At 36.2% G+C, this 1,912-nt stretch carries 1 protein-coding gene; it reads left to right on the forward strand.

The features are described 5' to 3' along the window. Positions 1 to 67 precede the first annotated feature (67 nt). The coding region (locus LW137_RS07035; RefSeq protein WP_233034933.1) for a hypothetical protein at positions 68 to 1,912 on the forward strand (1,845 nt) is incomplete at its 3' end.

The raw sequence follows: 1,912 nt of genomic DNA on the forward strand, positions 1-1,912 counted from the left end.
TTTATGAAAAAAAACTCAAATCCTGCGATCCCAATGGAAAGATTCCTTGATACTCTAGGAGGAAGCAATGAATGAAAATAAATTTGAGATCTTGACAAGTGCCCACTCCATCACGACTAAACTACAAGATCTTTTGAAGCAAGAATGCATTACAAAGATTGAAATTTATTGTTCTGATTTTGCAGACTATGAAAAAATGCACAAGCTTTCTAAAAACAAAGGAAAACTTCGTCCTTTATCAGCAAGGATTTATAAAACCCTAATTGATTTTGTCAATCATGATCACAATGATCTTCCAAAAGACATCATCCAAGTCTATAGCAATCGCTCCTTTTTGCAAGAAAATCTAATGGACCTTATCAATCACCAAAAAGATACAAAAAAATATCTAGGAGAAAAGAAGGGATGGTTTGTGAGTCAAAAGGGAATCCTCACACAAGATCAAGAAAATATCCAAACCATGCTTGCAGACTATCTTCGCCCTATTGCACAACAAGCTAGAGACAACATTAGTCAATATAGAAAAAATCTCAAATTAAGCACACCCTCTTGTAGCATTCTTGGTGCTCAATGTGCACAAGATGAGTTTGTCACAAAAAATCGAGATTTTTCTTCTCTCTCAGAACTGACCAAATACTTCTTAGATTACTCACAAAACCCTAAAGAAGATCTTGCATTTTTGACAAACCAATTAAGTAGCTTTCAACAAAAGCTTACAAAAATCCTCCAACACATTCTTGATGCAGAAGGGATTCAAAAAGACATTGCACCCTCCCTTGAAGAAGGCTTTTCTCACTTTTTAAATCACCTCCAAAGCGTTTATGATGATGGCAATATGCCCTACATCAAAATCACAATCACATTTCTCATTCAGGTCATTCCTGCATTGATTGATCTTGCTGTCACTAGAGGACTTTCAACTTCTTGGATTGATCTTGCTACATCTATTTATGATTTTTCAAAAAAAATGTGGAATTTGTCAGACTATCAATACGCTTATACCTACATGCTACCACTCTATGAACTCTTTGTCCAAGACATTGCCCCTGCTTTTGGTCTTTTGGGGCAAAAAAATCTCAACAACATCATCTATATTCACACAAAAAACCAAACTCATTTCATTGACTATTCTCATTACAATCCCTTTATGTTTGAGCTCAATCTTTTTTCTCACTTTGGATATGCCCTATATGGCTCTAGCCATCATCTCAAAACAAGATATTCTTCTTCTAGCTTTTCTCTTGAGATTTTAAATCAAGACAATATTCAAAAACATCTTCAAAAAATGTTTGCTCAACTCCACCCCCGCATCTCATTTTTCTCTTCTCCCTACTTTAATTCTCACAAACTCATTCAATGGATCAAAGAACAAGAAAACAATCAAAAGATTCAAGCTAACTATCTCATTCTCTCCCAATGTCCTACAAAGTCCAACGCAGGATTGAGCGAATCGCTGATCCAAAAGCTAGGCTATGAGATCAAAGATGAGATCAATCGCACTCCCCAATCTCCCAAACTTGCTCAAAAACCTCAAGATACTTATTCTCCAGAGGTTGATTACAGCAAATATGAAATCAAGATTGATGCCAAAGACAACGCCCCCTTTGTTTTATCTCTCTCTCCTTTTGGATTCATTCCCAAAGAAACATATCAAACCCTCCTTCAAAACAAATCCGTTAAAGCACCTTCAGATTCTATGTTTGGAGGATCTATTCCTATCGATCAAGCCAAGCTTAGCGCTCTAGATTATTTAGAGAGTTTTTTCCAAAGCCAAGAGCAGATTCAAGAAACAATCCAAAAAGAACAAGAAATCTTTGAAAAAGAAGTGAAGCTGATGCAGGCTTTTCTTTCTTCTTTGGGAAGCCTTCAAAGCTCTGGCTTGTTCTACACATATGAGTATCAAACCCATGAG

The organism is Helicobacter kayseriensis (assembly GCF_021300655.1).
In the GTDB taxonomy this organism is placed as follows: Bacteria; Campylobacterota; Campylobacteria; order Campylobacterales; family Helicobacteraceae; genus Helicobacter_G; species Helicobacter_G kayseriensis.